Source organism: Vibrio sp. M260118 (assembly GCF_036533755.1).
Taxonomy (GTDB): Bacteria; Pseudomonadota; Gammaproteobacteria; order Enterobacterales; family Vibrionaceae; genus Vibrio.
In genome coordinates, this window is the sequence record NZ_JATABG010000204.1 from 1 (window position 1) to 6,177 (window position 6,177).

Annotated in this window: 10 protein-coding genes; 6 read left to right on the forward strand and 4 right to left on the reverse strand. The window is 43.9% G+C overall.

What is annotated here, in order from left to right:
* Positions 1-301: 301 nt before the first annotated feature.
* Positions 302-496 carry an AlpA family transcriptional regulator gene (locus QTO00_RS12620; protein WP_331425121.1) on the reverse strand — a complete coding sequence of 65 codons (195 nt, stop codon included), beginning with the start codon at positions 494-496 and terminating at the stop codon, positions 302-304.
* Between the two features lie 132 nt (positions 497-628).
* On the reverse strand, positions 629-847 hold the full coding sequence (locus QTO00_RS12625) for a helix-turn-helix transcriptional regulator (protein WP_331425122.1): 219 nt from the start codon (positions 845-847) through the stop codon (positions 629-631).
* Positions 848-970: 123 nt separating this feature from the next.
* On the opposite strand from QTO00_RS12625, the gene radC reads away from it, so the two are divergent.
* The 5 genes from radC (at position 971) to QTO00_RS12650 (ending at position 3,907) form a co-directional block, all read left to right on the forward strand.
* A complete protein-coding gene (gene radC, locus QTO00_RS12630; protein WP_443088926.1) occupies positions 971-1,462 on the forward strand; it encodes a RadC family protein in 492 nt (163 codons plus the stop codon).
* Positions 1,459-1,890, forward strand: coding sequence for a DUF2787 family protein (locus QTO00_RS12635; protein WP_331425124.1), 432 nt, complete (start codon positions 1,459-1,461; stop codon positions 1,888-1,890). Before radC ends, QTO00_RS12635 begins: the two co-directional genes overlap by 4 nt.
* A gap of 69 nt (positions 1,891-1,959) precedes the next feature.
* Positions 1,960-2,382: a DUF2787 domain-containing protein gene (locus QTO00_RS12640; RefSeq protein WP_331425125.1), complete on the forward strand. Its 423-nt coding sequence runs from the start codon at positions 1,960-1,962 to the stop codon at positions 2,380-2,382.
* A 195-nt stretch (positions 2,383-2,577) separates the two neighbouring features.
* Positions 2,578-3,255: a hypothetical protein gene (locus QTO00_RS12645; protein ID WP_331425126.1), complete on the forward strand. Its 678-nt coding sequence runs from the start codon at positions 2,578-2,580 to the stop codon at positions 3,253-3,255.
* Between the two features lie 367 nt (positions 3,256-3,622).
* Positions 3,623-3,907 (forward strand): hypothetical protein, encoded by a 285-nt coding sequence (locus QTO00_RS12650; protein WP_331425127.1) that lies wholly within the window; start codon positions 3,623-3,625, stop codon positions 3,905-3,907.
* Positions 3,908-3,956: 49 nt separating this feature from the next.
* Here QTO00_RS12650 and QTO00_RS12655 read toward each other — a convergent pair whose 3' ends face one another.
* On the reverse strand, positions 3,957-4,214 hold the full coding sequence (locus tag QTO00_RS12655) for a helix-turn-helix transcriptional regulator (RefSeq protein WP_331425128.1): 258 nt from the start codon (positions 4,212-4,214) through the stop codon (positions 3,957-3,959).
* Between the two features lie 98 nt (positions 4,215-4,312).
* Between QTO00_RS12655 and QTO00_RS12660 the strand changes: the two genes are divergently transcribed.
* On the forward strand, positions 4,313-4,903 hold the full coding sequence (locus QTO00_RS12660; protein WP_331425129.1) for a hypothetical protein: 591 nt from the start codon (positions 4,313-4,315) through the stop codon (positions 4,901-4,903).
* Positions 4,904-5,239: 336 nt separating this feature from the next.
* On the opposite strand, the gene QTO00_RS12665 is transcribed toward QTO00_RS12660, so the two are convergent.
* Positions 5,240-5,908, reverse strand: coding sequence for an inovirus Gp2 family protein (locus tag QTO00_RS12665; protein ID WP_331425130.1), 669 nt, complete (start codon positions 5,906-5,908; stop codon positions 5,240-5,242).
* Positions 5,909-6,177 lie beyond the last annotated feature (269 nt).

The window sequence follows — 6,177 nt, forward strand, 5'->3', positions numbered from 1 at the left end:
AAACTACATCAGCCTCTGTTTTTGCTGCTCTGGCTAGTGACGATATTTTTTTTGCGGTATTCGCCAAAATATTCACGAATTCATTAGATTGCAGAATGTACTCTGCGGCTTTCGATTGAAGCTCTTCGATTTCATTAAAGTTCATTGATATGCTCAAGAGGTTTTTACACAACATTAGCCGCTTAGTGTAAGCCCTCTTGCAGCAACAAGGAATACGTACGTGCCAGATTGGCAGCAAAACATACTGCCGGAGAATAAGTTAAACGCCTCAGCTTAAGCGCTTAGCTCTTTACTTAAACTCTCATGCTGAGTAGCCTTCATCTCTTTTGGAAATTTTATCCACAATCCAACTGTTCAAATCACGCTCATCCCACATCACCGACCGAGCGCCAATCGACACGCTTTTAGGAAAGTGCCCCTCATCCATAAACTTGTAGATGCTTGAGCGCTTAAGTCCCGTCAGGTAAATCACTTCTTTTAAGTTAAGTAATTGCATAGCTACGTACTCCTGTTTGATTCATTCACAGAAAGAGGGCAGCGTGTATTTTTTGTCCGTAGAGATCCTTGATAACGCTAGGGCATATAAAGTACGCCACTGGCTTTCACCTAATGGCGTACCAAATTAAAGTTACTGTGTAATACTACTATCCCTGCTAGCTATAGCACTTTGAATCCAATCGTGAATTTCACTTTCAACCCAGCCTACAGAACGCCCTCCCAAAGGCACGTTTCTAGGAAAGCGTCCCTCTTCAATGTACTTGTAGATGCACGAACGGCTTAAGCCAGTAAGCTCAATAACTTCTTTTAATCTGATTAGTCTCATGATGAATACCTCATATCTGTTCATTCATGAGAAGAGGTCAGGCTGTAATTTTTAATCGATGAAGCATCGTTTTCTATAAACAATCAAAACGAGTATTCGATTCAAAAAAATCTCACGCCTACATTATCTACGTGCAATAGCCCATTACTGATACCAAAGGAGTCTGCTATGCACGAACATCAAACCTATACCTTTTCCGGCCCCATACCCGCGCACCAAATACTAGAGAAGGCCGCTGAAATCATTGCGGAGAATTATCTAAGAGGCGACACCCTCAGCAATCCACGAGCCGCCATGGACTTTCTTAAGTGCAAACTAGGGAGGCTTGAGCATGAAGTGTTTGCTGTCTTGTTTCTGGACAATCAAAACCGATTGATTGAATACGAGGAGTTATTCACAGGGACCATTGACTGCGCCATCATCCATCCAAGAGAGGTGGTGAAAGCGAGCTTAAGACACAATGCTGCTGCGGTCATGCTCGGGCACAATCACCCATCAGGTGTATCTGAGCCCTCAGACTCTGACAAGCGTATTACACAAAAACTCAAAGACGCTCTCGCGCTCATTGATATCCGAGTGCTGGACCATATCGTTGTTGGCGAGAGCTGTACGTCTTTTGCGGCAAGGGGATGGCTATGACGACTCAAAATTCAGCCCTCTTGCCAGTCGAACCCATTCAAATGGTGGTTACGCGAACATTGGCTTGCTACACAATTCCCACTAACACCAAACGAATTGCCATTAACTTTAAGTGCTCACAGTTCTATATCGACAAACAAGGCATTCAGCCCGTAGAGGTTCAGATTGAAAGAGCAAGCATAGAAGACGATTGGGAGATTCGATTCATTGCAACCTTTGACTATCCGACACAGGAATCGAAGAATCTCGATGTATCGCTGTACTTCAACTTTCATTTTGGATGGTTCTATCAACCCGACATTGAGCGTTGTGAGCTTGATAGACCGGAAGTAAAAGCCTTATTTCAGACTTGGTTGAGTGCTTTCCTCAAGCACTTTCAGCAAGGTTGCTTCGACATCCAAGTAGTGACTGCTGTGAAGTCATTCTAACGATTCGATTGAACAAGTTTTCACGTCTATATCATCCAACTGAATAAACGTCTATTGAAGGAGAACACCATGTCAGTTCAGCATCTTTTCGAACCTTGCGTACTGCCCCTGTCAAAGGGCCTACAGCAAGCGCTACTCACGCAACTTGAGCAATACTCGAAATCCAATCCATCCCCCATAACTCTGAACTTTCGAGACAGCACATACAATGCAGAGGCTGGTGGCTTTCATCCTGTGGAGATATCCCTACAGCGAACTCAACACGGTAAATGGAAGATTTTATATATCACTGACTTTGCATACTTCGGGAGTGCATATCCAGAGCTAGAGCGAAATGTGGATTTTGATATCGCCTCTGGGCAAGCCTACTTTTCCGGCGTGGGCTGGCAGGATATCAACAGCTACGGAGTGAGAGATTTCTACCTATTATGGGAGAGTAATTTCTTGTCCTATCTAGGTATGGAGGCCTATGACGACATAAAAGCAACGTAGCCAAACACCCTAAAAATCAGAAGGTGTTTGCATCCGGCAGATATTGCCGCATCAATCATTAGGATGGCGCTTTGAACTATCTATCAATCGTAACGTCCCAATCACTCTCTCATGACAACTACGCGAAAACCCACCACGACCGAGCAGTTGTCTTTAGCTTTCGAGCTATACCATCGCATACCCCGAGGGCGAAAAGTGACCGCTCAACAACTACAACTAGAACTTGCCAGTATTGGTATTGAGCGAGACATTCGCACGATACAGCGCAATCTAGATGTCGTAGTGCATTATCTGGATGTCGACAAAGATACGCGCAGCAAGCCGTATGGGTACAGTCGCCACCTGAACAGTCAGTTTGTTTTAGGGCCGAGAGAATCCATTATTCTCAAACTGTCCAAGGCACTTGCATCCGTTACTTTGCCACCCTCCATGCATTTAGCTATAGAGACTGCGTTTGAACCAATTGCAAACCATCAACAAACGTATCCGGGCATCAAATCAACACAAGGAGAACAGCAAAAAGTTCACGTTAAACTCAGCAACACAATAACCATCACCGGACTAGAGAAACAGTTTGAACCTATCGCGCTTGCGCTTACCTATCAACGCATGATGACGATAACGCTGACAAATCACTCAATCCTTAAGCACATCAAACCGCTGGGCTTGATATTCTCAGAAGCTCAGTTTTATCTGGTTTATCAAACCCCAAATGACGAGATTCACGACATTGCTTTAAATGCTGTCAATAAGGCCAAGGTCAGCACTTTTCACTTCGATTACCCAATCGATTTTGAATTGGCTAAATATTGTTTAACTTCCCGGGATTACCCTGCAACACAGGCTCACTCCAAAAAGTCAGAGAGCGCCTGATTCCATCCGGCAGGTATTGCCGCATCTCTTTGTATATTACGCATGTTTCAACATCCTGAGAGTTATGGGTCACTTACCCCTTTTCGGCTCTCAGGGCCATAGTGAACACTGCACTCTTAGTTTCGTGAAAGACTTACCTAACTCCATTTAAGTTCATTCACAAAGGCAGAAAATGAGCGTGTAGTGCCTCACCTTAACTTTGCTTCATGAAGAAATTTAAGTTGGGGAGGCAGCCGCCTCCCTAGTATGGCCTGTTCATTCAAGACTGATTGAAACGCATATTATCCAAGAAAAGCCCATCTCAGAAAGTTAGCTCTAGACCATTCGTCGACTCAGATTCGTTCACGATACTTACAAGGAAATCAACATGAAACACATGATTAAAGCTATCGCTATTTCTGCACTTACTCTTTCGTTCAATACGCTCGCTCAATCAGCGACGGAAGCCCTGAGCATGGCAGTAGTCAAAGAAAACTTAAGCAAACACCAGATACAGCAAACACTCGACACTTGGAAGGCTGACGCTCTAACTCACATAGAAGCACGTGCACAGGCTATTTCTGACCGAGCGCCTATTGAAGCTCGTCGTGACATGGCAAAACGTCAGATTGAGGACGAGTATAACCAAGCAACAAAACAGCTTGGTTTATAAATCACGACTAAGGGAGCACTTGCTCCCTTTTTTGTTTCCGATGAATCAACTAGTGCATGTAATAGCCTGAATACGAGGATTGCGACCTTTGAGGCTTAGGTAGGGATGACGCCTGATTGGTGCGATTAACATCTCGCATTTGCATCTTCTCCTGCAACCAAGCGTCAACATCCTCTTCTGACCAAGCCACACTCCTATCTGAAATTGGGATACTTTGCGGAAAGCGATACTGACGCATCAGTGAATATAGTGTTGTTTTGCTCAACCCCGTTCTATCAAGTACTTCGGATAATCTTAAAAATTTCATCGGACACCTCTTTTCGGTCTTACTTTCTTTACGCTCGGACACGTAGCCACAGCACGAGGAAGGACGACCAAGTGCCATAAGATATGGGTAGAATCACAATGGAAAAATTAACCGACTCAAAGACTGTCCCCGCCATACACTCAGAGCTTCATGCCTTACTCAATAAGCACACATCTACCTCTACCGCCATACTGGGCTTAGGTGGAATCGGCTGCAAAGTGATGGCACTAGCCTTAGAAAACATTCCCTCACCGAAATGCACCATGCTTGCAGTAAACACAGACTCAAGACAACTCGATAAGCTCAGTGCAAAGCACTCACTACTTCTTAGCTCGGAGGGTGACGAAAGGTTAATGCCCGCTATAGACACACATGACTTAATCATTGTCATTTCAGGCGCGGGAGGTCTCGGGGAAGCAATCACTTACAAGCTGTGCAAAGACATCAGTCACTCAGGTAAGTTAATTATCCCGATATTATTCAAACCATTCGAGTTTGAGGGCATAAAACGCAACGATGCGTATCAACATCTATTGCAAGAATTACTAAAGCTAAACATTCAGGTGCTGGCACTGGATAATCAAAAGGTCCTTCAGCAAATGAATCCAGACAAAACGTTTACAATGCTAGAGCAAGAGCTCATGAGGCAAGTCGTGAGGCTCATTATAAAAATCAACGAAAATGAATAATCGAAAAACCATCCTCATTATCAGTCAAGCCACCAACAAAGAAATGGAGGCTTACAGCCTCCACTACCTTGAATTAAGAGTCGGAATTACTAAAAAATTCCTCATCACATTTCTTACAGAAACCTTGAGGGGTTACTGCTTCATTTTCTTGGCACTCTGCACATAGAGTAATAGGCTCTTCATGGTCATCCATTGTCATCTCACTTTCTTTAGCGGCCCTAAGCGGACCAATCCTAAAAAGTAAAACGCTCTCACCAATGAGAGTCAATGCAAAACCTGACCGTAAACCATTGCAAAGCCAAGGCTGAGAACCCCCTCACACTTGGTGCAATTATTCTAGCGTCGACTGCAACCAAAGTTTTTTGCCCTCGTCCCATACCATTTAGTTTCAGTCTTTGCAAAATAGCTGAGCCGTTGGAATGCTTGGTTACATTGTTGACTGTACTCAGGGGAATGGCGAGTTAAAAAATGAAGAGGATTCTTAGGAAAGTGCACCAGATTAACTATGTCGTCAGGCTCATAACTCAGCACTCTGGCCCAAGCCTTATAGATAACCCCCGCAAGATTATTGCTAACCTCACCAAAACTGCCAAAGCCCCCGTAAGCATCTCGATTGAGCACGAGGGCTATGTGGTAGTGAGGCTGGCTTGATTCGTTGCGTTCTTTCACCCAAATATACCGGACGGTACAAGGCCTCACACGAATACCTTTTCGTGACTTAGCTTCAGTCCTAGCTTTCAATTGGGCTTTAACGGACTCCATGAATCGAGTAATTACATTCGTATCGTGCGCAAGCGGAAAGTCAGGACAACTCACCAGCAACGGCAGATGCAAATCAAACCTCATGACCACAACGCGGCTATACTCGCTCATTGCATTACCCATAACCCCATGGATAGCATCAAGATACTCTTTAACCAAAGCGTATCCTTTTAGTACAGTTAGTCCTTGATAAGTGCTTTCATTGTGAATGGTTAAATTACCATTTGATTGATAGGTATTCATTTTCACTCCTATGGGTTGTTACCTATAGAAGTGGTGAACTCATTATTTTTTAACTTATCCTCTCCAGAGAGAGGATTATGCTTGATGTCCCATGATTTAAGTTAAGGTCTTAATAATAGACAACCGCCATTTATGACATCCAACACCCTCGTCAAACAAAGCCATTCAAACTTACTTGTTACTACCATTAGTCACTTTGCTCAACGCAATTTACTCTGATAATAAATTCAGCGATGCGAAGCAAAACCACGATTAAACCTCAGCCTGAA